The sequence below is a fragment of the Ignavibacteriota bacterium genome (assembly GCA_016708125.1).
Taxonomy (GTDB): domain Bacteria; phylum Bacteroidota; class Ignavibacteria; order Ignavibacteriales; family Melioribacteraceae.
Window position 1 is genome coordinate 344,746 of sequence record JADJGF010000001.1, and the last position, 24,270, is coordinate 369,015.

The 24,270-nt window shown below is 32.3% G+C and carries 18 protein-coding genes and 4 tRNA genes; all 22 read right to left on the reverse strand.

What is annotated here, in order from left to right; translation table 11 throughout:
* Positions 1-22 precede the first annotated feature (22 nt).
* The 22 genes from fusA to IPH62_01840 all read right to left on the reverse strand — a co-directional run bounded on the left by fusA (position 23) and on the right by IPH62_01840 (position 24,257).
* The gene (gene fusA, locus IPH62_01735; protein ID MBK7103991.1) at positions 23-2,122 is read right to left on the reverse strand and encodes an elongation factor G; all 2,100 of its coding nucleotides are present in this window, start codon (positions 2,120-2,122) and stop codon (positions 23-25) included.
* Between the two features lie 19 nt (positions 2,123-2,141).
* A complete protein-coding gene (gene rpsG / locus IPH62_01740; protein MBK7103992.1) occupies positions 2,142-2,609 on the reverse strand; it encodes a 30S ribosomal protein S7 in 468 nt (155 codons plus the stop codon).
* Between the two features lie 6 nt (positions 2,610-2,615).
* Positions 2,616-2,993, reverse strand: coding sequence for a 30S ribosomal protein S12 (locus IPH62_01745; protein MBK7103993.1), 378 nt, complete (start codon positions 2,991-2,993; stop codon positions 2,616-2,618).
* A gap of 113 nt (positions 2,994-3,106) precedes the next feature.
* Positions 3,107-7,345: a DNA-directed RNA polymerase subunit beta' gene (gene rpoC / locus IPH62_01750; protein ID MBK7103994.1), complete on the reverse strand. Its 4,239-nt coding sequence runs from the start codon at positions 7,343-7,345 to the stop codon at positions 3,107-3,109.
* A gap of 39 nt (positions 7,346-7,384) precedes the next feature.
* A complete protein-coding gene (rpoB, locus tag IPH62_01755; protein MBK7103995.1) occupies positions 7,385-11,161 on the reverse strand; it encodes a DNA-directed RNA polymerase subunit beta in 3,777 nt (1,258 codons plus the stop codon).
* Between the two features lie 114 nt (positions 11,162-11,275).
* Positions 11,276-11,656, reverse strand: coding sequence for a 50S ribosomal protein L7/L12 (gene rplL, locus IPH62_01760; GenBank protein ID MBK7103996.1), 381 nt, complete (start codon positions 11,654-11,656; stop codon positions 11,276-11,278).
* 35 nt (positions 11,657-11,691) lie between these two features.
* On the reverse strand, positions 11,692-12,213 hold the full coding sequence (locus tag IPH62_01765; protein MBK7103997.1) for a 50S ribosomal protein L10: 522 nt from the start codon (positions 12,211-12,213) through the stop codon (positions 11,692-11,694).
* Positions 12,214-12,285: 72 nt separating this feature from the next.
* Positions 12,286-12,987 carry a 50S ribosomal protein L1 gene (locus tag IPH62_01770; GenBank protein MBK7103998.1) on the reverse strand — a complete coding sequence of 234 codons (702 nt, stop codon included), beginning with the start codon at positions 12,985-12,987 and terminating at the stop codon, positions 12,286-12,288.
* Positions 12,988-13,002: 15 nt separating this feature from the next.
* Positions 13,003-13,425 carry a 50S ribosomal protein L11 gene (gene rplK, locus IPH62_01775; GenBank protein ID MBK7103999.1) on the reverse strand — a complete coding sequence of 141 codons (423 nt, stop codon included), beginning with the start codon at positions 13,423-13,425 and terminating at the stop codon, positions 13,003-13,005.
* A gap of 14 nt (positions 13,426-13,439) precedes the next feature.
* Positions 13,440-13,985: a transcription termination/antitermination factor NusG gene (gene nusG, locus IPH62_01780; protein ID MBK7104000.1), complete on the reverse strand. Its 546-nt coding sequence runs from the start codon at positions 13,983-13,985 to the stop codon at positions 13,440-13,442.
* Positions 13,986-13,987: 2 nt separating this feature from the next.
* On the reverse strand, positions 13,988-14,170 hold the full coding sequence (gene secE, locus IPH62_01785) for a preprotein translocase subunit SecE (protein ID MBK7104001.1): 183 nt from the start codon (positions 14,168-14,170) through the stop codon (positions 13,988-13,990).
* Positions 14,171-14,188: 18 nt separating this feature from the next.
* A tRNA-Trp gene (locus tag IPH62_01790) sits at positions 14,189-14,264 on the reverse strand.
* Positions 14,265-14,266: 2 nt separating this feature from the next.
* Positions 14,267-14,434 carry a 50S ribosomal protein L33 gene (gene rpmG / locus IPH62_01795; protein MBK7104002.1) on the reverse strand — a complete coding sequence of 56 codons (168 nt, stop codon included), beginning with the start codon at positions 14,432-14,434 and terminating at the stop codon, positions 14,267-14,269.
* Between the two features lie 42 nt (positions 14,435-14,476).
* Positions 14,477-14,549: transfer RNA gene (locus IPH62_01800), tRNA-Thr, on the reverse strand.
* 48 nt (positions 14,550-14,597) lie between these two features.
* Positions 14,598-14,670 (reverse strand) — tRNA-Gly (locus IPH62_01805).
* Between the two features lie 19 nt (positions 14,671-14,689).
* A tRNA-Tyr gene (locus IPH62_01810) sits at positions 14,690-14,773 on the reverse strand.
* A 166-nt stretch (positions 14,774-14,939) separates the two neighbouring features.
* The gene (locus IPH62_01815; protein MBK7104003.1) at positions 14,940-16,481 is read right to left on the reverse strand and encodes a YifB family Mg chelatase-like AAA ATPase; all 1,542 of its coding nucleotides are present in this window, start codon (positions 16,479-16,481) and stop codon (positions 14,940-14,942) included.
* A gap of 46 nt (positions 16,482-16,527) precedes the next feature.
* The gene (locus IPH62_01820) at positions 16,528-18,189 is read right to left on the reverse strand and encodes a T9SS type A sorting domain-containing protein (GenBank protein MBK7104004.1); all 1,662 of its coding nucleotides are present in this window, start codon (positions 18,187-18,189) and stop codon (positions 16,528-16,530) included.
* Between the two features lie 63 nt (positions 18,190-18,252).
* A complete protein-coding gene (locus IPH62_01825; GenBank protein MBK7104005.1) occupies positions 18,253-19,491 on the reverse strand; it encodes an insulinase family protein in 1,239 nt (412 codons plus the stop codon).
* Between the two features lie 79 nt (positions 19,492-19,570).
* Positions 19,571-20,779 (reverse strand): aminotransferase class I/II-fold pyridoxal phosphate-dependent enzyme, encoded by a 1,209-nt coding sequence (locus IPH62_01830; protein ID MBK7104006.1) that lies wholly within the window; start codon positions 20,777-20,779, stop codon positions 19,571-19,573.
* A gap of 180 nt (positions 20,780-20,959) precedes the next feature.
* Positions 20,960-21,601: a T9SS type A sorting domain-containing protein gene (locus IPH62_01835; GenBank protein MBK7104007.1), complete on the reverse strand. Its 642-nt coding sequence runs from the start codon at positions 21,599-21,601 to the stop codon at positions 20,960-20,962.
* 181 nt (positions 21,602-21,782) lie between these two features.
* On the reverse strand, positions 21,783-24,257 hold the full coding sequence (locus IPH62_01840; GenBank protein MBK7104008.1) for a hypothetical protein: 2,475 nt from the start codon (positions 24,255-24,257) through the stop codon (positions 21,783-21,785).
* Positions 24,258-24,270: the final 13 nt, after the last annotated feature.

Here is a 24,270-nt window from a genome sequence, read left to right on the forward strand (position 1 = left end):
TTTTCTCTTTTCTAAATTTATATTAACTTGCAGTAATTTTATTTGATTGTGTTTTTTCAATAATTTCTTGAGCTACGGATTTTGGTACCTCTGAATATCTTAAAAATTGCATTGAATAAATTGCTCTTCCTTGTGTCATAGATCTTACAGTAGTTGCGTAACCAAACATTTCTGCTAATGGAGCTGTAGCTTTAATAACTTGTGCATCCTTTCTTGAAGTAAATCCTTCTATTTTCCCTCTTCGTGAGTTTAAATCTCCCATTACATCTCCCAAATATTCTTCTGGAGTTGTAACTTCTACACTCATCAAAGGTTCAAGAATAATCGGATTAGCCTTTTTTGCGCCTGCTTTGAATCCCATTGAACCGGCAACCTTAAAGGAAATTTCATCAGAATCCACATCATGATACGAACCGTCAAAAATCCTAACTTTTACATCAACAACTGGATAACCGGCAAGCACTCCATTTTTCATTGCTTCTTGAACACCATTTGAAACTGGTGTAATATATTCTTTTGGAACAACTCCACCAACAATACCATTTTCAAACTCAAAACCTTTTCCAGGAGTATTGGGAGAAATTTCCAACCAAACGTGACCGTATTTTCCTCTACCGCCGCTTTGCTTAACAAATTTACCTTCAGCTTGTACTGTTTGAGTAATTGTTTCTCTATAAGCTACTTGCGGTTTTCCAACATTTGCATCAACCTTAAATTCTCTTTTCATTCTATCTACAAGTATTTCCAAATGCAATTCACCCATACCGCTAATCAAAGTTTGGTTTGTTTCATCATCAACCATAACCTTAAATGTTGGATCCTCATCTGATAATTTTTGTAATGCTTCCGACAATTTATCTTGATCAGCTTTTGTTTTAGGTTCAATTGCAATTTGAATAACAGGTTGAGGGAATGCCATTTTTTCAAGAATAATTGCATCTTCTTCGGTACAAAGTGTATCACCAGTTCTTGTATTTTTCAATCCAACAAACGCAACAATATCTCCCGCTCTAATTTCTTCTACATCTGCTCTATGATTTGCATGCATTTCTAAAATTCTTCCAACTCTTTCTTTTTTATCAGAAACAGAATTATAAACATACGAACCGGCTTTTAAACTTCCCGTATAAACTCTAACAAATGTCAATTTTCCCACGTAGGGATCCGTCATAATTTTAAATGCAAGACCAGTAAATTTTTCTTTCTCATCAACTTTTCTTATAACTTTATCATCCTTAAATATATGATGAGCTTGTATTTCTGGTGTATCAACTGGTGACGGCAAAACATCAATAACAGTATCTAATAATTTTTGAACACCTTTATTCTTAAATGATGAACCACAAAGTACTGGAATAATTTTTAATTCAATTGTTGCTTTTCTTAAAACACTTTTAATTTCTGCTTCTGTGATTTCTTTACCTTCTAAATATTTTTCAAGCAAAGAATCATCCACATCCGAAACAGCTTCCAACATAAGTGTTCTGTACTTGTTTGTAACTCCCATCAAGTCTGTTGGGATTTCAATATCTTCAAAAATTGAACCCAAAGTATCTTCATTATACATTCTTGCTTTCATTGACATTAAATCAATAACGCCTGCAAACATATCACCTTCGCCAATCGGTAAGGTTATCGGAACAGCATTAGCGCCTAATCTTTCTTTCATCATATCAACAGCATGATAAAAATCTGCGCCTACTCTATCCATTTTGTTTACAAATGCAATTCTTGGAACTTTATATTTGTCTGCTTGTCTCCAAACTGTTTCTGATTGTGGCTCAACACCACCAACAGCGCAAAATAATGCAATCGCTCCATCAAGTACTCTTAAAGATCTTTCAACCTCTACAGTAAAATCAACGTGTCCGGGAGTATCAATTATATTTATTTGATGACCTTTCCATTCAGCAGTTGTAGCAGCACTTGTAATTGTAATTCCTCTTTCTTTTTCCTGTTCCATCCAATCCATCGTAGCCGCGCCATCATGAACTTCACCTAATTTATGTACTCTGCCAGTATAGTACAGAATTCTCTCTGTCGTCGTCGTTTTACCAGCATCTATATGAGCCATAATGCCGATATTTCTTACTTTTGATATGTCAACTCTTTTTACAGCCATTTACTCTATCTACTTTCCTTTACCATTTGAAATGAGCAAACGCTTTGTTTGCTTCAGCCATTCTATGAACATCTTCTTTTTTCTTAACTGCAGAACCTTCACCATTTGAAGCAGCTAATAATTCAGCAGCTAATTTTGCAGTCATAGTTTTATCTTTTCTATCTCTTGAATAATTCTTTAACCATCTAAATGCTAATGCAACTCTTCTTTCTGGTCTAACTTCCATCGGAACTTGATATGTTGCACCGCCAACTCTTCGACTTCTAACTTCGACATATGGTTGAACATTTCCAACTGCTTTCTTAAAGACGTCAAGAGCAGGTTTCTTTGTTTTCTCTTCTAAAAGTTCAAAACTACCGTAAACAACTTTTCTTGCAACGGTTTTTTTACCATCCCACATAATATAATTGATAAATTTTGCTACTAATAAATCATTATACTTTGGATCTGGTTTAATGTATCTTTTTTCTGCTCGTCTTTTTCTCATAATTTTTTATTTTGATTTTGGTTTTTTAGTGCCGTATTTAGATCTACCTTTTTTTCTTTCATCAACACCGCTTGTATCTAAGGCGCCTCTGATAATGTGATATCTAACTCCTGGTAAATCTTTAATTCTTCCACCTCTAATTAGAACAATTGAATGCTCTTGTAAATTATGTCCTTCTCCAGGAATATATGCTGTTACTTCATTACCATTTGTTAAACGAACTCTTGCAACTTTTCTTAATGCAGAATTTGGTTTTTTAGGGGTTGTTGTATAAACCCTGGTACAAACTCCGCGTTTTTGTGGACAAGCATTTAATGCCGGTGCCTTGTTTTTTGCAAGAATTTGTGTTCTACCTTTTCTAACCAACTGACTTATTGTTGGCACTGATTTCCTCCGTTTACTTTAGCACTTATAAAAAATTCAGACTCAAAATATAAAAATATCCCTTGGGATTAGCAAGGGACATCAAATAATTTTTACATTATTTTTAATAATTTTTACGCTTCAACTTGTTCAGATACTTCAGTTACTTCACCTTCTTTATTTTCTTCGTCAACGGTTAAGATTATATTTTCATATTTTTTTAGCCCGGTACCTGCAGGAATAATATGACCCATAATTACGTTCTCTTTTAAGCCACCCAATATATCAACTTTTGCAGAAATAGCTGCATTTGTGAGTACTTTAGTTGTTTCTTGGAAGGAAGCCGCTGATAAGAAACTTTCGGTTGAAAGAGCTGCCTGCGTAATTCCTAACAAAATATTTCCAAATGTTGCAGGTTCAGAATCCCTAATCTCAACTTTTTCTTTATCTTTTCTCGTAAGCTCAGTGTTTAATTCTCTGTGTTTACTTCTTGTAATTAAATCTCCAGCCATCAAATTAGAACCACCCGGATTTTCAACTACAACCATAGATTTAACTTTTTCGTTTTCTTCAATAAATTTGATTCTATTTACCAAATCTTCTTCAATAAATAAAGAATCTCCCGATGAAATTACTTGTAATTTTTGCAGCATTTGTTTAACAATAACTTCTATATGTTTATCATTAATTTTTACACCTTGAAGTCTGTAAACATCCTGTATTTCATTTACAAGATATTCTTGAACCGCATTTGTTCCTTTAATTTTCAAAATATCATGCGGATCAATTGGTCCGTCGGTTATTTTTTCACCAGCAGGAATTTCATCATTCTCCTGAACTAAAATGTGTTTTCCGTAAGAGACATTGTATACTTTTTGTATCGATCCATCAAATGATTCAATTATTATCTCGCGAGAACCTTTTTTTCTTGCTCCAAATTTTACAATTCCTTCAATTTCAGATACAACTGCAGGATCATGCGGACTACGAGCTTCAAATAATTCAGTAACTCTTGGTAAGCCGCCAGTGATGTCACGAGATTTTGAAGTTGATTTTGAAATTTTTGCTAAAATTGTTCCGGCATCAACTTTTTCACCTTCGTCTATAGCTAAATAAGCGCTTGTTGGAAGGTTGAATACTTTTTCACTTCCATCTTCTCCATAGATTTTAATACTCGGAGTTAAATTTTTATCTTTGGATTCTATAACAACTTTTTGAACGTGTCCAGTTTGTTCATCAGCAACTTGTTGAATTGTTACATTATCAACAAAATCTACAAAAGAAACTCGGCCAGCCAAATCTGTTAAAATTACGGCATTATAAGGATCGTGATTATATAAAGCAAATTTCTTCTTTACTGATTGACCATCATTAACTAAAAGTTCTGAACCATATGGAATATCATATTTTTTAATTTGACGATTATCATCATCATAAATTCCAATTGAACCACGACGTCCTGTTACAACTTTTACCATTCCTCTAAAATCTTGCTTTTCTACATATGAAATTCTATCAAATTGGACTTTACCTTCAACACTTGATTCTACTTGAGATTGACTTGCTATACGTGATGAAGTTCCGCCAAGATGGAAAGTTCTAAGTGTTAACTGTGTACCGGGTTCACCAATTGATTGAGCAGCTACAATTCCCACTGCTTCACCAATATCTGCAATATTTCCCGTAGTTAAATTTCTACCGTAACATTTTGCACAAACACCGCGTTTTGATTCACATGTTAAAACTGTTCTAATATAAACTGAATCAATATTTGCTTCATCAATTCTTTCGGCAATTTCTTCCGAAATCAATTCACCGGCTTCAATAATTAACTCATCAGTCTTAGGATCATAAACATCTTCTTGGGTTGTTCTTCCAATAATTCTTTCTGCTAATGGTTCTCTTTCTAATTCAACATCTTTAAGAGCGGAAATATAAACCCCTCTAATTGTTCCACAATCAACTTCAGAGATAATAACGTCTTGAGCAACATCGCAAAGCCTTCTCGTTAAATAACCGGCATCAGCAGTTTTTAAGGCAGTATCTGCAAGACCTTTTCTCGCACCGTGAGTTGAAATAAAATACTCAAGAACTGAAAGACCTTCTTTAAAATTTGCAACAATCGGATTTTCAATAATTTCACCAGATTGGCCAGTTAAACTTTTTTGAGGTTTCATCATCAATCCTCTCATTCCGGCTAACTGACGAACTTGCTCTTGAGAACCTCTCGCACCGGAATCAACCATCATATGAAGTGAATTAAATCCGTGCTGATCTACTTTAATTTTTTCCATCAAGGATTTAGAAACATCATTTGTGGTATGTGTCCAAACGTCAATAATTTTGTTGTAACGTTCAGCATCGGTTATCAGACCTTGTTCATGTTCATCTAAAATTGATGATACTTTTTTGTTAGAATCATTAATCAAAGTTTTCTTTTCTTCTGGAACAATCATGTCGCTGAAACTAATTGAAATTCCAGCCTTTGTTGCATATTTGAAACCGAGGTCTTTCAAATTATCCAAAAACTTTGAAGTTACTTCATTACCTAATTTTATAAACATTTTATAGATAAAACCGCTGAAAACTTTTTTGATTAAAAGTTCATTGAAAAATTGCATTTCTTTTGGAACTATTTGATTAAATATTACTCTGCCAGTGGTTGTTTCAATAAATTTGCCATCAAATTTATATTTAATTTTTGCATGCAAATCTAATTCATTTGCATTGTAAGCAATTATAACTTCTTTTTCACCGCTGTACATTGAGCCTTCACCTTTTGCTCCGGCTCTAACTTTTGTCAAATAATAACATCCCAAAACAATATCTTGAGTCGGAACAACAATTGGACTTCCGTTTTGCGGTGATAAAATATTATGACTTGAAAGCATTAGTACCGATGCTTCTAATTGAGCTTCAAATGATAATGGAACGTGCACAGCCATTTGATCACCGTCAAAATCCGCATTGAACGCTGTACAAACCATTGGGTGAAGCTGAATTGCTTTTCCATCAATTAATTTTGGTTGAAATGCTTGAATACCTAATCTGTGCAATGTTGGTGCGCGGTTTAACAATACCGGATGACCAACTATTAATTTTTCAAGAATATCCCAAACAATAGCTTCTTTTCTATCCACAGCTTTTCTTGCACTTTTTACAGTTTTATAATATCCGCGATCTAATAATTTTCTAATGATAAATGGTTTAAAAAGTTCAACAGCCATATCTTTGGGAAGACCGCATTCGTGAAGCTTTAATTCCGGACCAACAACAATTACAGATCTTCCGGAATAATCAACTCTTTTTCCTAATAAGTTTTGTCTAAATCTTCCTTGTTTACCTTTAAGCATATCACTCAAAGATTTTAGAGGACGATTTCCATCACTTCTTACTGCGCTTGAACGTCTTGAATTATCAAATAATGCGTCAACTGATTCTTGAAGCATTCGTTTCTCATTTCGCAAAATTACTTCAGGAGCTTTAATATCAATTAATCTTTTCAAACGATTATTTCTAATAATTACTCTTCTATACAAATCATTTAGATCACTTGTTGCAAAGCGTCCGCCTTCCAAAGGAACTAATGGTCTTAATTCTGGTGGAATAACAGGAACAACACTTAATACCATCCATTCTGGTCTATTCGGAACTTTTCCTTCATATTCTCTAAATGCCTCTAATACTCTTAATCTTTTAAGAAGATCAGCGCTTTTTTGTTGTGAAGTTTCTTTTTTTAATTCAGCTTTCAATTCTCTAAATGTCTTTTCAACATCTACACCTTTAAGAAGATAACGAACACCATCACCACCAATTTTGGCAACGAATTTTTTTGGATTATCATCATCTAAAGCATCATTATCATGCGGAAGTGAATTTAGGATTTCAAAATATTGGTCTTCGGAAATTAAATCTTTATGATTTAAACCCGTAACTCCCGGATTGATAACTGCATAAGATTCATAATAAATGATTTTTTCTAAATCTTTTGTTTTCATTCCAATAATATTTCCAATTTTGGAAGGCAAAGATTTGAAAAACCAAATATGTACAACCGGAACTGCAAGGTTAATATGTCCCATTCGTTCGCGTCTTACACTTTTAAGAATTACTTCAACACCGCAACGATCGCAAACAATTCCTTTATATCTGATACCTTTATACTTACCGCAAGCACATTCCCAATCTTTTACAGGTCCAAATATTTTTTCACAAAAAAGTCCATCTTTTTCCGGTCTAAATGATCTATAATTAATTGTCTCCGGTTTTGTTACTTCTCCATGCGAACGCGAGAGAATATCATCCGGACTTGCTAAACTTACTGTTAGTTTATCAATATGCTTAACTTTAGCTTCTTGATTTCTAAATCTCATTAAACTTTCTCCTTAAAACAAAAAATAATTTAGTTTTAATTAGTTCACTTTAATATCAAGGCCTAAACCTTGAAGCTCTTTAATTAACACATTAAATGATTCAGGCACATTTGGTTTGCCTAAATTTTCACCTTTTACAATAGCTTCATAAGTTTTAGCTCTACCTGTAACATCATCACTTTTTACTGTTAAAATTTCTTGCAATATGTGTGCAGCTCCATAGCCTTCAAGCGCCCAAACTTCCATTTCACCAAATCTTTGACCGCCAAATTGTGCTTTACCACCCAATGGCTGTTGAGTAATTAATGAATATGGTCCTATTGATCTTGCATGAAGTTTATCTTCAACCATATGACCTAACTTTAACATATAGATATATCCGCATGTAACTTTTTGGTCAAATTTTTCACCAGTTCTTCCATCATAAAGAGTTGCTTTACTTCCAGCAGGAAGCCCAGCCTTTTCCAAAAATTCATCAACATTTGTGTAGCTTGCACCGTCAAAAATTGGAGTTTCAAATTTTACTCCTAATTTCTTTCCAACCCATCCTAACGCTGTTTCATAAAGTTGACCAAGGTTCATACGAGATGGTACACCTAATGGATTTAATACTATATCAACCGGAGTTCCATCTTCGTGATACGGCATATCTTCCACAGGAACTATCTTTGCTACAACGCCTTTGTTTCCGTGTCTACCAGCCATTTTATCGCCTACGGAAAGTTTTCTCTTCTTGGCAACATAAACTTTTGCTAATTGAACAATTCCCGGAGGTAATTCATCTCCACTTTGTATATTGGTTTTTTCTCTTTTAAATTCTTCATTTATATCAGACAGAACATTAAAATAATTAACAAAAACTTTTTTAACTATTTTATTATCACCTGCATCTTTATACCAATCTTGTGTATAATCTAATTTTGCAACATCAGCAATTCCGGGGAAAGTGGAATCCTTAATCACTGTTCCACTTCTAAGAACTACAGAACCATCTAAATCTCTTACACCAACTGTAGTTTTACCTTCACCAATTTTGGTGAGTTTTGCAACCAATTTTTTATAATGATTTTCAGTTGAATCTTGATTTTTCTTTTCAAGAAAGTCGATTTCTTTTTTCTCCATCTTTTTAGATTCTGGATCTTTTTTCTTTCTGCTAAAAAGTCTGGTTTTGATTACAATTCCTTTTAATCCGGGAGGTGCTTTCATAGATGCATCTTTAACATCACCAGCTTTATCTCCAAAAATCGCTTTTAGTAATTTTTCTTCAGGGGTAGGATCAGATTCACCCTTAGGTGTAATTTTTCCAATTAGAATTTCACCTTCTTGAACAATAGCTCCTTCACGGATTATTCCATTTTCATCAAGATTTTTTGTAGCTTCTTCGCTAACATTTGGAATATCTCTAGTTAATTCTTCTTCACCGCGTTTAGTTTCTCTAACTTGAAGTTCAAATTCTTCAATATGAATTGAAGTAAATGCATCATCCGCTACCATTTTTTCACTAATTACAATAGCATCTTCAAAATTGTAACCATTCCAAGGCATGAATGCAACGGAAACGTTTCTTCCAAGAGCGAGTTCTCCGCCTTCAATTGCCGGTCCATCTGCAAGAACATCACTTTTCTTAACTCTCTGTCCAATTTTTACAACCGGAATTTGATTAAAACAAGTTTCTTGGTTAGTTCCGGTAAATTTGGTTAATTTATATTCAATTCTTCTTTCATCATCAAAATTTGTAATTGCGGCTTCACTATCTGAATCAATATCATACTTCACAATAATTGTTTTTGCATCAACATATTCAACAACTCCCAAATCTTCAGCCACAATAACCGAACGAGAATCATGAGCTACAATTTGTTCCATTCCGGTTCCTACAATTGGAGCTTGAGGTTTTAAAAGAGGAACAGCTTGACGCTGCATGTTTGAACCCATAAGTGCACGGTTAGCATCATCATGTTCTAAGAATGGAATTAAAGCGGCTCCAGCACTTACTATTTGAGATGGTGCAACGTCCATAAAATGAACTTGGTCCGGGACAACTACAGGAAACTCACCTTTATAACGGCATTTTACTCTTGGATTTATATACTCGCCTTTTTCCGTAATTGGTGCATTAGCCTGAGCAATTGTAAATGCATCTTCTTCATCTGCATTTAAGTAATGAACTTCTTTTGTTACTTTTCCGTCTTTAACTTTCCGATAAGGAGTTTCTAAAAATCCATAACTATTAACTCTTGAGTAAATTGTTAAAGAAGAAATAAGACCAATATTCGGTCCTTCAGGAGTTTCAATTGGACATAGCCTCCCGTAATGAGAATGGTGAACGTCACGAACTTCAAAACCAGCTCTTTCTCTTGTTAATCCGCCGGGTCCTAATGCAGAAACTCTTCTCTTGTGTGTTAATTCAGATAATGGATTTGTTTGATCCATAAATTGAGAAAGTTGGTTAGTTCCAAAAAAAGCATTAATTACACTGCTCATTGTTCGCGCATTTACTAAATCTTGAGGCTGCATATTTTCCGTATCGCGCATGTTCATTCGTTCTTTTATTGTGCGAGCCATTCTTGCCAAACCAACATTATATTGCTGCATTAACTGCTCACCAACCGTTCTTACACGTCTGTTTCCTAAATGATCAATATCATCAACATTTACGTTTCCAACTTTCAGTTTAATAATACTTGCCATAATTGCAACTATATCTTCCGGAGTTAGAACAGTTTTATTCAAGGGAATATTTAATCCCAATTTATCATTCATTCTAAATCTGCCAACTTCACCAAGATCATATCTTTTTTCGTTAAAAAATAATTTATCAATTAACGATTCGGCAGTTTCAATATCCGGGGCTTCACCCGATCTAAGCTGTCTATAAATTGCAAAAAGTGCTTCTTCTTTTGTTTTTGAAGAGTCTTTTCTTATTGTATTCAAAATTAAATTTTGATCTTGGTTTGAATCGGAATTTATCAATTTAATTGTTTTCAAACCGGAATCTTTTAAATTATCTATAATTTCTTCGGTTAGTTCATCATCTTTTGCAACAAATATTTCACCCGTTGAAGTATCAATTAAATCTTCAGCTGATAATCTTCCCACAAATGTTTCATCTAAATTGCTAATTTTCTCTTCAACAACTAAATTAAATAATTTTAAGATTTCCTCATCAGTTGTATAATTTATTGCTCTAAGCAATGTTGATGCTGGAAATTTCTTTCTTCTATCGATATAAACATACATAACATGATTTATATCAGTTGCAAATTCAACCCATGAACCTCTAAATGGAATAATTCTAGCTGAATAAATTGGGGTTCCATTTGGGTGAACTGATTGCGAAAATGCTACGCCGGGAGATCTGTGTAATTGACTTACAATTACTCTTTCTGCACCATTTATTATAAATGTTCCGCTATTTGTTAAAAACGGAAGATTTCCTAAATAAACATCTTGTTCAACTGAGTTTACGTATTCTTCGGTTTCATCATCTTTTGTTGATAATCTTAATTTTGCTTTTAGAGGTGCAGCATATGTTAATCCTCTTTCTTCGCATTCGTTCAAAGAATATCTTGGTTTTTCGATATTATAACTAATAAAATCAAGCCGATAAAACTCTTTGTTATCAAAAATTGGAAAATTTGAAATAAATGTTGCTTGTAAACCTTTGTTCTCCCTTTTTTCCGGAGGCACACCTAACTGCAAGAATTCTTCAAAAGAATCTAACTGAACATTTAATAAATCCGGAATATCAACCGTAGGCATAATGGAGGCAAATGTGATACGATTATTTTTCTTGTTAATTTTATGTTTCTCCAAGCCGATACCTCTCAAAAGAATTAAACTAAAAATTTGTTTTTAAATGCACGAAAGTGGTAATGCGTTTTTTCACATTACCACTTCGAATATTTTGGAATAAATAGTTAAGAAATACTATTTAAGTTCAACAGATGCACCTGATTCTTCAAGTTCTTTCTTAATTTTTTCAGCTTCATCTTTTGAAACACCTTCTTTAACTACACTAGGAGCACCATCTACTAAATCTTTAGCTTCTTTTAATCCTAATCCAGTATGAGCTCTAACAACTTTAATTACGTTGATTTTCTTATCACCGAAAGCTGTTAAAACAACATTAAATTCTGTTTTTTCTTCAACTACAGCAGCAGCTTCGCCAGCAACAGCAGCACCTGCCATCATCATTGGCGCAGCAGCAGTAACACCAAATTCATCTTCTAAAGCTTTTTTTAATTCAGAAGCTTCAACTAATGTTAATGCTTTAATTTTTTCAACAATTTCAGTTATTTTCTCAGACATTTTTTATCTCCTATCGATTACTTTAATTTCTATAATTATGCAGCTTTTTGTTTGCTAATTTCGTCAACAACGCTGACTAAATCTCTTAAAACTGCGTTAATTGCTCCAACAATTCCTGAAGCAGGAGCAGCAATACTACCAATAATTGATGCAATCATTTCTTCTTTTGTCGGCATCGATGCTAAACTATCTAACTGATCAGCACCGTAAAATTGTGATTCAATGTAGCTTCCTTTAAATGTAAATTTATTTTTATCCTTACTAAATTTTTTAATAACTTTAGCGGGAGCAATAAAATTATCACTTGTAAAAGCAACACCGGTCATACCTATTAAAAGTGGTTCGAATTTTTCATAACCACCAATTTCTTTAAGAACTCTTTTAAGAAAAGTGTTTTTAAATACTTTGTAGTTAACATTTTCTTTACGAAATTCTCTTCTAAGAAAGTTAAGATCTTCAACATTAACTCCAGAATAATCAACAAGATACATTCCGGTTGATTTTTCAACAAGTTTTCGTATTTCGGACATACTTTCTAATTTTTCATTCTTATTCATCTTTTACCCGATTCAATAATTCAAAAATAAACAATGAAGCGATTGTTTATATTTATTGTGAGTGCGTAATTTTTATTTAAAGTTAGCTAAAACATCATCTTTTGATATTGGTAAACCAGGACCCATTGTGCTGCTTAAAAATAAACTTTTAACATAAGTTCCTTTTGCAGCTGATGGTTTTAGCTTAATAATAGTTTTTAGAAATTCCTTTACATTATCAACTAATTGATTTTCCGTAAAAGATAATTTACCTAAAGAAGCATGAACGATACCGGTCTTATCAACTCTGAAATCAATTTTACCAGCTTTAACTTCTTTTACAGCTTTTGCTACATCTGGGGTAACTGTTCCGGTTTTGGGGTTAGGCATTAAACCGCGCGGGCCTAAAATTCTTCCTAATTTTCCTAATTCAGCCATCGAATCCGGTGATGCAATTATTACATCAACATCTGTCCAGCCTTCTTTAATTTTTTCTAAATATTCTTCAAAGCCAGCGTATTCAGCTCCGGCATCCAAAGCTTCTTTAGCTTTGGGTTCTTTAGTAATAACAAGAACTCTAACTTTTTTGCCAGTTCCATGTGGAAGAGAAACAGTTCCTCGAACCATTTGGTCTGCATGTTTTGGATCTACTCCAAGTCTAATTGCACAATCTAAAGATTCGGTAAATTTAACATTGCTAACTTCTTTTAAAGTTTTAATAGCATCTTCTAAAGAATATTCTTTAGCTACTTTTACGTTTTCTTTTATTTTTTTAACTCTTTTAGATACTTTCATTTTATCCAACTTTTTTTATTTAACGGTTATTCCCATACTTCTTGCTGTACCAGCAATCATGCTTTTTGCATGTTCAATATCATTTGCATTAAGATCTGGCAATTTTGTTTCTGCAATTTCTTGAATTTGTGCATCGGTTACGGCAGCAACTTTTGTTTTATTAGGTTCAGCTGAACCTCTTTCAACTTTTGCAGCTTTTTTTAATAATACAGCAGCTGGCGGAGTTTTGGTAATAAATGTAAAACTTTTATCAGCAAAAACCGTAATAACAACAGGAATTATTAGTCCTGCTTTTTCAGCAGTTCTTGCATTAAACTGCTTACAAAATTCCATAATATTAACACCTTTTTGACCTAGTGCGGGACCAACCGGAGGTGAGGGATTTGCCGCACCAGCAGGAATTTGTAACTTAATATAACTATCAATTTTTTTAGCCATTTTCGAACCTAAATTTATTTTTCTAATTCTGCTTGAACAAAATCAATTTCAACAGGAGTTTTTCTGCCGAAAATTGAAACAAGTACTTTTATTTTTAATCTATCTTCATTTACTTCTTCAATAACACCCGAGAAATTATTAAATGGACCATCAATAATTTTTACATAATCGCCATATCTAAAAATTGTATCTGTTCTTTCAGTTTCTTCATCTTTAGAAATTCTTCCAACTATTCTTTTAACTTCATCCGGTTGAAGTGGGTTTGGTTTTTTCTGTCCACCAAGAAATCCCATAACTGAAGGTGTATTTGATATAAAATCCAATACTTTATTATCTAATTCAGCTTTTATTAAAACATAACCTGGAAAAAAGTTCTTAGTTTTTGTTCTTTTTTTGCCGTCTTTTACTTCAAAAACTTTTTCTACAGGTACAAGTATTTCTTCTATTCTTGATTTTAACTCAACATTATCAGCTAATTCTAAATCAATAATAGATTTCACTTTGTTCTCGTGCCCAGAAAAAGTTCTAACAACATACCATTTGAAATTTGAATTTTCCAAATCTAAAATATTCCTTGAAATAACTGAGTAACACCCATATCAACGACATAAGTAAAAACAGCAATAATTAAGCAAACAACAATTACAATTGTAGTTGACTCTTTCAACTCTTCTTGAGTCGGCCAAGTAACCTTTTTCATTTCTTTTACAACACCGTTAAAAAACTCTATTATTTTCTCTTTCATAATTCCAATAATTTTAAGTGGCACGTCAGGAGGGACTCGAACCCCCAACCTGCGGTTTTGGAGACCGCTGCTCTACCAATTGAGCCACTGACGTATTTATTTAGTTTCCTTAAAAATTACGTGTTTTCTAACAATTGGATCATATTTTTTAAATTCAACACGTGCTGGATGATTTCTTTTGTTTTTTGAAGTTGTGTATCTGTATCCAGTTTTTGCAGAACTTTCTAATATGATATTTTGTCTAGCATTTTTAGCTTTTGCCATTTTTTCCTCAAATTACTACTTATACAAAATTTTAGCTTGTAGAGCTGACGACCGGGATTGAACCGGTGACCTCATCCTTACCAAGGATGTGCTCTACCAACTGAGCTACGTCAGCTTGAAAAAGTAGAGAAAATTTAAAAAAACAAAATCCCCAGTTTGAATGAGCGGGGGACGAGGTTCGAACTCGCAACCAACAGCTTGGAAGGCTGTGACTCTGCCAATTGAGTTACCCCCGCTTAAAATTATGGGGAAAAGTGGGCGGCGAGGGATTCGAACCCCCAAAGGCGTTCGCCAACGGATTTACAGTCCGCCCCGGCTCTCCAACTCCGGCGTCCGCCCAAATCCATCAATATAATTTTTTTCAAGTTTATAAACTTATGATTCCTTTTTTTAAAAAGCAAGAATTCTGCCAAAAGAAAATATTATTTTTTCCGAATTTTTGAGGTAAATTTAACAAAATTAATCTTTTATTCCAGTTTTTTTAGGAATTTTATGAGTGAATATTCTAATGGTTCCACAATTCTCTATCTAAACTTCTATATTGAATTGCTTCACTTATATGATTAGGTTGGATATTTTCTGAGTTTTCCAAATCTGCAATTGTTCTGCTCACTTTTAATATTCTATCATACGCTCTTGCGGAAAGTCCTAATTTTGTCATTGCAATTTTCAATAAATTTGCTCCAATTTCATCTAAATTACAATATTTTCTCACTTCTTTTGATCCCATATCTGCATTATTGAAAATCATTTTATTGTTTTCAAATCGAATTTGCTGTTTTTTTCTAGCATTTATAACCCGCTCTCTAATTACCGAAGACTTTTCACCATTTTCTGAAGATGATAAATCTTTATATTTCACTGCCGGGACTTCAATATGAATATCAATTCTATCTAAAAGCGGACCCGAAATTTTTGACATATATTTTTGAATCATTCCGGTGTTGCAAGTACATTCTTTGTTTGGATCCGTATAAAATCCGCATGGACAAGGATTCATTGCCGCAACTAACGTAACATTCGCCGGAAATTCTAAGGACATTTTTGATCTGCTAATTGTAACTTTTGAATCTTCCAACGGTTGTCTCAAAACTTCCAAAACATTTTTCTTGAATTCGGGTAATTCATCTAAAAACAATACTCCGTGATGAGCAAATGAAACTTCACCCGGTTTGGGAAATGAACCTCCGCCAATTAAAGCTGCATCTGAAACAGTGTGGTGCGGATTTCTAAAAGGTCTTTCAGTAACCAATGCTTTTTCTTTTGGTAAAATTCCGGCAATAGAATGAACTTTTGTAGTTTCAAGAGCTTCTTCAAAAGTTAGAGGAGGAAGAATTGACGGAAATCTTTTTGCAAGCATTGTTTTTCCCGATCCGGGAGGCCCAATCATTAGTATATTATGTCCACCGGCTGCAGCAATTTCTAAAGCACGTTTTACATTTTCTTGTCCCTTAACATCAGAAAAATCCAAATGATAAAAATTTATTTCTGAAAAAATTTCATCTAAATTAGATTTATGCGGTTCGAAAATTTCTTCGGAGTTTAGAAATGAAATTACTTGTTTTAGATTTTCAAATCCAAATACATTCAGATTATCAACTATTGAAGATTCTCTTACTGAATCTATTGGAACAATTAAATTTTGGAAACCCCTTTTTTTTGCTTCAACCGCAATCGAAAGTCCGCCTTTTATTCTTCTCAAAGTTCCATCAAGTGCTAATTCGCCTAAAATTAAAGTTGAGCTTAATTTTTCTTCATCATTAATTTGACAACTTGAAGCTAATAATCCAACTGCGATTGGAAGATCAAACGAACTTCCTTCTTTTTTAATATCAGCCGGAGCGAGATTTATTGTTATCTTTTTTAATGGAAATTCGAAACCGCTATTTTTTATTGCCGCTGAAACTCTTTCCCGACTTTCTTTTACTGCATTATCCGGCAAACCGACAATTGTAAACGATGGAATTTGTTTTTCACAATGAGTTTCAACTTCAATTATAAAAGCGTCAATTCCGTAGGTTGCGCTTGAAAATACTTTTGAAAGCATTTTATAAGTTTGATATTATTAAAACTTAAATCTATATAATTTAGATTTATTTTGCTAATATCATTTTTTTGACAGCGTGTGTTTGCGGTGAAATAACTTCATAAAAGTAAATTCCAGAAGGTAAATTTTCTGCTTTAAACTCGAATGAATGTAATCCTTCGGTTAAATATCCTTTATGTAAATGTGAAACTCTATTCCCGACTAAATCAAAAACATTAATTTCAAATTCAGATGGAATAATTACATCCACAAAAATATTTGTAATGGGATTAAAAGGGTTGGGATAATTTTGTTTGAGTTTAAATTCCTCAATGTTTTTATTACCAATTTTAACTTCGCCGGAATAAACTTCCGTATCGTCTTTATTTATTTGCTTCAACCGATAAAACGCAACATCTTTTTCTGCTAAAAGATCATCCGTGAAGTAATAAATTTTTAACGGATCATCATCTGCAATTGATTTATAAATACTTTTGAACGAACTATTATTAGTTGATTTTTCTAAAATAAATTCTTTTGCTGCATAAAATTCTTGAACATACCATATTATTGAATTATACGATGACCCAATAGTTACGTTTAGTTTGGGTGCTCTAGAAAAAATTGGTGCATCGGATTTTTTGAATTCAATATTTTTTGTATTGATAAAAAGCTTCTCATTTCTTTCAAAATTTGCAACTTCGGATTTTTCATCAAAATTAAATTTTGCAATGTGAGTTGTACTATCAGCATCAAAATTTAGATAATGTTTATTGTCAAAAGCTAACTTAAGATTGCTGCCGAACTTGGTTAATCTAATTCTTTCTATTTCAAAATTTTTATCTGAATTCTGGTTTTCTAAAATAAACTTCAGAATTGTTTTTACTGATTTATTAGAAATAAATTTTGTACTCATCAATTTTGAATTCAAAAAAGCAACTAATTTTATTCCGTTATTTTCTTTTTTTATATGAATTGAAAAATAATTCCAAGTTGAATTTGAAATGTAAACATCATTTTTTATAACATCATTTTTATTAAAAGGGGTTGAAGCAAAACCTAAATCATTTCTTGATAAAGCAAATAGAGTGTCATCTGAATTTGCTTCCAAAATTTTAAATATATTTTTTAACTTTGAAAAAGTCTTGAACCAAAATTCAAATAAAATCGGAACTCTTTCATCATCATTTGTAAAATTAATTTCGAACGAAGATTCTTTATTTAAAACAAGACAATTGCCCGCTGTTTCTTGAGTTTTATAGAAAGAAATAAAATTTCCGCTATTATTTTTCTTGCTAAATGAATTACTGCTTTTTATTACGTTGCCTTTGTAACTTAAGAATTTTTCATAACTGGAATTTGAACCAAAAATTTTGCAAATAAAAATTATTTGATACGGAACATTTTCTTCAATTTGAATTTTTGCGGCATTAATATTTATTGAAAAATTTTCAGCATCATTTTTAGAATAATTTATTCTTAACTGATTTTTGTTTTCGCCAATATTTATATATGCAGAATTTATATTTGCGTTATTACTTTTTCTAAAATTCAGATTAAAAGAATTTTGTGGTTTTTCATTAAACTTAAATACTGCAGAAACTTCAAATGAATTTTCTGTTTCAACAAATTCCGGATAATCAATCCTTACCATTGCCGGTTCTGATTGAGCTGAAATTTGCATTGCAACAATATTTAATAAAATAAAAATTTGTAAAAGTTTTGTCATTCGCAGAATCTAAATAACTTTGTTAAAAATTAACTATTTGTAATTTATTTTTCTATCTCAATATTATGAAAGTAAATTTTTATTTGATATAAGTACCGAAGATAAATTTTCCGGATTAAGCAAAGTTTGCGCATAATTTAAAATATCATTTTTTGTAACCGCATCAATTTCAGCCATCGATTCTTCTTCTGATTTAATTTTATCAAAATACAAAAGTGAATTTCCCATACGCATCATTCTGTTTGAAGTGCTTTCCAAACTCATTTGTACATGACCTTTAATATATTCTTTTGCACTTTGCAATTCTTTTTCGCCAACTCCTTTTTCACGAAATTTCTCAAATTCAAAATCAACAATTTTCTTAGCTTTTTTAAACGAACTTTCATTTGTAGAAAAATAGACTCCGAATGAAGAAATATCATAAAAAGAATTCATGAATGAATTTATTTGATATGCAATTCCGTTTCGTTCCCGCAAGCTTTGAAACAAACGCGAACTGCTTCCCTCACCTAGCATATTTGTAATTAAATTACTTATCGCTCTATCTTTATGATTATAACCGTGTGTTAATCCGCCGACAATTAAATGAGTTTGATTAATATCTTTTTGAACAAAAATATTTTCAACTTTTTGCGATGTACATAATTTTCTTTTTTTAGAATTCACAACTTTTAAATTTGTAAGATATTTTTCGGTAAGATGAATTAACTTATTGTGATCAACATTTCCCGAAGCAATTATATACAAATTATTAATTGAATAATGTTTGTTCACATAATCCAATAAATCTTGCTGAGAAAAATTTGCAATATTTTTTTCCGTTCCGATAATTGCGTATTCAAGTGAATTTCCTTTGAATAAATTTGATTCGAATTTATCAAAAATTAATTCTTCCGGCGAATCTTCAATATCATACAATTCATCGATAACAACTTTAGATTCTTTAGCTAAATCCTTTGGTGCAAAAAGAGAATTTTGAATCATATCAGATAAAACCTCAAAAGTTTTTTCAATATGATTGCTTATTCCTCTTCCGTAAAAACAAGTATGTTCTTTAGATGTAAATGCATTTAAGTAACCGCCAAGCGATTCAATATCGAGAGAAATTTTTCTTGCACTTCTATTTTTTGTACCTTTAAAAAACATGTGTTCAATTAAATGAGAAATTCCATTTAAATTTTTATTTTCATCGCGCGAGCCAACATTAAACCAAAATCCCAACGAAAATGAATTTACGTAATCCAATTTTTCGCTTGCGATTCTAATTCCATTTTCCAGTTTAGTAATATTATATTTACTCAAAAATTCTCCTTAAAAAATACAGATGCCGGAATTCCTCAAATCAGAAACCGGCATTAAATTTTCAATAAAATTCTAAAAATTATTTCTCAAATTTTTCGATGTATTTTTGATAGAAATCGCCAATTTTATTATAAGCTTTTTGTAAGATTTCTTCATTCGGTAAAAATACTAATCTGAAATGATTTGTTCCGGGTACTTGTCCAAATCCGGTTCCGGGCACAACTACAACTCCGGTTTCTTTAATTAATTCCGCAACAAAGTGATTATCCGAATTTTTAATTTCTAATTTTGGAAAAGCATAAAATGCTCCTTCCGGTTTTACGCAAGAAATTCCGTGAATTGAATTCAACATTTCAACTGTTAAATTTCTTCTCGAAGTTAATTTTTGCATTGCAAGTTGAAGATGATCTTGCGGACCTTCCAAAGCTCCAACAATTGAATATTGTTCGGGATGATTTGCAGAAAGACGCGAGCGCAAAATTTTATTTATTGCTTCAATATAATTTGATAAACGATTTCTGTTTCCGCTTATAATTCCCCAGCCGATTCTAAATCCCGGGACCATATAATTTTTTGATAATCCGCCGAAAGTAATTACCGGAACTTCCGAATTTAAAGATGCAATTGAAGTGTGAGTTACTCCATCCATTAAAAGTTTATCATAAATTTCATCTGCAAAAATTATAAGATTATGCTCAAGAGCTAAATCAATAATTTGTTTAAGCGCATCCAAACTATAATTTGATCCGGTTGGATTATTAGGATTTATCAAAACTATTGCGCGGGTTTTATCATTAATTTTTCGTTTGATATCTTCAACATCTGGCTGCCAATTATTTTTTTCATCAAGAAAATATGGATTTTCAAACATCTGCAATTTGCTTTGAATGGCTGTGTACAAAGGATATCCGGGAGTTGGAGTTAAAATATTCTCACCTTGATTTACTAAAGAAGTTAGACAAATATCAATTGCCTCGCTTGCGCCGGTTGTAATAAATAAATCTTGAATATTTTTAATTCCTTTTTTTTCCGCGTTTCTTGCAATTGCATCAAGCGCCGGTTTAATTCCAGAGGAAGGAGAATATCCATTATAATTTGCAAGCATTGCTTTATAAGTATCTTCAATCATATGTCGCGGCGGTTCAAAATCATAAATATTCGGATCGCCAATATTTAAGTACAACATTTCTTTTCCGGTTTTTGCAACTTCATTTGCAACTAACAAAATATCTCTTACGGCATAAGTTATATTGTTTGTTCTAATTGCCGCATTAATTTGACTATTCATTAAATTCCTCAAAAATAAAATTAACTATGTTAAATTACTCTATTAAGTTGTTTTTAGCAATTGATGAAACTCAACAAAAAATCCCACCGAATTGATGGGATTTGAATTTAATTATTTGCCACGAATGCACGAATTTATTTTTTTCGTTTTACGTTTCTGCGTCTCAACGTTTTTACGTCTTTACTTCATCAACATCATCTTTTTTCTTTGCATTTCCGTTTTATTTCCGTTTTTCATACTTATTTGATAAATATACATTCCGCTAGCAAGATTTTTTGCATTCCATTCTGTTTTATAATAGCCCGGTCTTTGTTCTTCATTTACTATTATTTCTACTTCTCTTCCTAAAATATCATAAATAATCAAATTTACGTTTGACGTTTCTCTTCTTTCGTTTTTCGGAATTAAATAACTTATTGTTGTCACCGGATTAAACGGATTTGGATAATTCTGATTCAACTCAAATTTATCTGGAGGGAGTATTGTTATTTTTATTTCCTTTTCCCAGTTTTGATTATTTCCACTTATTTGAAATTTAAGTGTTTGTTCTTCCATTAGTTTTGCCTGTTGTTCTACATCAAATTTGAAAGTAGCAATTCCTTCAGTTTGTGAATTTAGTGAACTAATTTCAGTTACTTCATTTTCAAATTTTATCCAATCTGGTATTTCGATTGCTGATACTTTTACATCATTTAAATTTAATTGTGAATCATTAAGTACTGATAATTCTATTTCATTCCCTTTTGATGCAAAGGGAATTTCATATACTGTTTGTGCTAAAATCTGACTTACAAACAAAATTAAAGTTATAATTATTTTCATTTTTATTTCTCCTTTTTTCTCTGTGTCTTCTTTGTGCTCTCTGTGGTTAGGTTTTTCTTTTTACCACTAAGAACACAAAGTTGATTTTCACAAAGTGCTCAAAGTTTAATAAACAAATTCTACAACGTTATTATTTGTTATATCTTGTTGCTTTTCTTTATTTACTCCATTGCTGTTTACTCTAAAACTGTAATTTTTCGGGAGTAATTCTTTTTTTAACTTCACCATTAATTGTATTTCCTATTGTCTTCCATCCGCTTGCATAATATGAAGCTGCTGCATTATTTATCGGCTGATTTGATCCATCAACAACTCTAATTATACAATTTACTGTAGAAAATTCCAATTGAAGATTATTGCTTATATTTTGACTTTTATCTAAACTTGCACCACCGTAATTCATTCTAAAACTATATTCTTTTGGAAGTAATTCTTTTGCAGCTTCTCCATTTGTAGCAGTTCCAAATTCTTTCCAACCCGAAGCATAATATTGTATAGTACCACCACTTAACAAATTTCCTTGTGAATCTTTTAGTTGAACTTTAGCATTTACAGTTTGGAAAATTACAGTTGCGTCTGTTCCAATATTCTGACTTTTATCCAAACTTGCACCACCGTAATTCATTCTGAAACTATATTCTTTTGGAAGTAGTTCTTTTGTAACTTCTCCGTTTGCTGCTGTTCCAAAATCTTTCCAGCCGGATGCGTAATATTGAACAAATCCGTCCACTGACGGACCACCATTTAATAAATTTCCTTGTGAATCTTTTAGCTGAACTTTTGCATTTACAGTTTGGAAAATAACTGTTGCGTCGGTTCCAATATTTTGACTTTTATCCAAACTTGCTCCACCGTAATTCATTCTGAAACTATATTCTTTTGGAAGTAGTTCTTTAGTTACTTCTCCATTTGCTGCAGCTCCAAAGTCTTTCCAACCGGAGGCATAATATTGAACTGTTCCGCCATTTAACAAATTACTTTGCGAATCTTTTAACTGAACTATTGCGTTTACAGTTTGGAAAATTACTGTTGCGTCAGTTCCAATATTTTGACTTTTATCCAAACTTGCACCGCCGTAATTCATTCTAAAACTATATTCTTTTGGAAGTAGTTCTTTTGCTGCCTCACCATTAGTGGCAATTCCAAAATCTTTCCAGCCCGATGCATAGTACTGAACGCTGTAATCATTTATCATTTCATTTTGACTATTTAGCAATTTGACAATTGTTTTAACTGTACTAAAAGTTACGGTGTTTTTTGCAACTGTTATATTGTCCAATTGTTGGTTTCCGCCTTCATAAGTCATGCGTAAACTTACTTTTTCTTTTTGTGTTTCAACATTAAATGTACCATCTCCATTATTTACAGCATCTTTCCAGCCCGCATCATAGTATTGCAATGAACCATTAAGTATAAAATTACCTTCGCTATCCTTAAAATTTACTTTTAGGTATGGGTAGGTTTGAACTTCCGGCAATCTATCTAAAATATATTGTGCATAATGGTATAAAAATTTATAACCTTCTTTGCTTACATATTTTGGATAGCTGCCTGCTGAGTCTTGGTAAACTTGGTTAACACTATTTTGAAAAGCTTCCACTTTAATTCTGCAATTTATTGAGTCACCGGTACTTAAATAATTTTTTGCACTTGTTAGTTTTGTTAGTAACTCGTCTTTGTATGTTTCATCTTTTACCCACTCATAATTGTAACATTGGTTTGTGTATGAGGTGAGGGTGTCCAGCATATCTAATGTTGGAACAGTTGTAGCAGGCTTCGGTGGATAAAAAATATCAATTCCTGTTTTTATCCAACCCCTCTTTTCAGTGTCTTTTTCATGTTGTAAATAATCATTTACATATTTATAATCACCAATCGTACCATATCTAACCAATAAAGTATCTGCATGATAAACTCTATAAAGAGACTCAGGTTCAGAATAAAGCCTATCTTTTGTAAAATTATGAATATCTTTATAATGTAATTTAACTAATTCTTCATATGCTGTATACCTATTTGAGCTAACTACATCTGTAATTGCAATCCCTATTAATAGGGGAATCATCTCATCCCCAAATATGTCACTTAATGTAGTAATTGCAGTATATCTCACTCCAACATTTTTAGAGTGTTGTGCATAATAAATTAAATCACTTTTTGCTTTTTCTGCTTCTTCAGGAACATTTCTAATTATTTCCGGTAGGGCATGTAAAAAACCCACACAAGTTTCATATTTACCTTCCTTAAATTCATCTAGCCAATCCCAATAATAGTGTATGGTAGTAAAATTACCTGCTAAAAAAAGTACACGCGTTGCATCTACTTTTTTAATAAGTGGAGGACGCGACGAATCATTATCTGCAGAATCTATATACGCAAGTGCAAAAGATTCCAAATTGGGAGATCCTAATTCTAAAAGCAAGTGAAGATAAAGTGATTGTGTAATATCACCTTTTTGCCAAAACCTCTCTTCAATTGCTGGTAAAGCTTCGGTTATGTGATAATATCGGATTGCACGAATACCTGGGCTATCATCCAAACTATCTAAATATGATATATACATTTCCTTATCTATTTGAGTTGGGTATTCTTGCCCAAAATCATTTTGATAACTGATAAAAAAATAGAATAAAATAAACTTTAATAGAATTTTCATTTATGTCTCCAAT

Bases quoted from the DNA above. Each gene is read 5' to 3' on its own strand.
- fusA (MBK7103991.1), bottom strand. From the start codon at position 2,122: ATGGCTGTAAAAAGAGTTGACATATCAAAAGTAAGAAATATCGGCATT.
- rpsG (MBK7103992.1), bottom strand. From the start codon at position 2,609: ATGAGAAAAAGACGAGCAGAAAAAAGATACATTAAACCAGATCCAAAG.
- rpoC (MBK7103994.1), bottom strand. From the start codon at position 7,345: ATGAGATTTAGAAATCAAGAAGCTAAAGTTAAGCATATTGATAAACTA.
- rplL (MBK7103996.1), bottom strand. From the start codon at position 11,656: ATGTCTGAGAAAATAACTGAAATTGTTGAAAAAATTAAAGCATTAACA.
- IPH62_01765 (MBK7103997.1), bottom strand. From the start codon at position 12,213: ATGAATAAGAATGAAAAATTAGAAAGTATGTCCGAAATACGAAAACTT.
- IPH62_01770 (MBK7103998.1), bottom strand. From the start codon at position 12,987: ATGAAAGTATCTAAAAGAGTTAAAAAAATAAAAGAAAACGTAAAAGTA.
- rplK (MBK7103999.1), bottom strand. From the start codon at position 13,425: ATGGCTAAAAAAATTGATAGTTATATTAAGTTACAAATTCCTGCTGGT.
- secE (MBK7104001.1), bottom strand. From the start codon at position 14,170: ATGAAAGAGAAAATAATAGAGTTTTTTAACGGTGTTGTAAAAGAAATG.
- rpmG (MBK7104002.1), bottom strand. From the start codon at position 14,434: ATGGCAAAAGCTAAAAATGCTAGACAAAATATCATATTAGAAAGTTCT.
- IPH62_01815 (MBK7104003.1), bottom strand. From the start codon at position 16,481: ATGCTTTCAAAAGTATTTTCAAGCGCAACCTACGGAATTGACGCTTTT.
- IPH62_01820 (MBK7104004.1), bottom strand. From the start codon at position 18,189: ATGACAAAACTTTTACAAATTTTTATTTTATTAAATATTGTTGCAATG.
- IPH62_01830 (MBK7104006.1), bottom strand. From the start codon at position 20,779: ATGAATAGTCAAATTAATGCGGCAATTAGAACAAACAATATAACTTAT.
- IPH62_01835 (MBK7104007.1), bottom strand. From the start codon at position 21,601: ATGAAAATAATTATAACTTTAATTTTGTTTGTAAGTCAGATTTTAGCA.
- IPH62_01840 (MBK7104008.1), bottom strand. From the start codon at position 24,257: ATGAAAATTCTATTAAAGTTTATTTTATTCTATTTTTTTATCAGTTAT.